Raw genomic sequence first — 305 nt, forward strand, 5'->3', positions numbered from 1 at the left:
TAGGGGACACACCCGTTCCCATCCCGAACACGATGGTTAAGACCTAAGCGGCCGATGGTACTGCACTGGAGACGGTGTGGGAGAGCAGGTGGCCGCCAGAATCAAAAAAGAGGAAACTGGTTTTACCAGTGATTAAAGATTAGAAAAATTTTCTGGTTTTTAATGACTGATAACATCAGTCAGAGAAATAACAGATAATCTGTTATGCAATGTACCTTGAAAATCGCATACAAAGAAAATCAATTCTCAAATAAATAGAGAAAGACATCCGAGGTGATTGTTATTCTTAAGAGTAACAATTAACT

1 rRNA gene is annotated in these 305 nt (G+C 39.3%); it reads left to right on the forward strand.

Annotated elements, in window-relative coordinates:
- Positions 1–101, forward strand: a 5S ribosomal RNA gene (gene rrf, locus ACTNB3_RS17980); the annotation flags it as partial.
- Positions 102–305: the final 204 nt, after the last annotated feature.

The sequence above is a fragment of the Bariatricus sp. HCP28S3_D3 genome (assembly GCF_052065755.1).
Classification (GTDB): domain Bacteria; phylum Bacillota; class Clostridia; order Lachnospirales; family Lachnospiraceae; genus Allocoprococcus.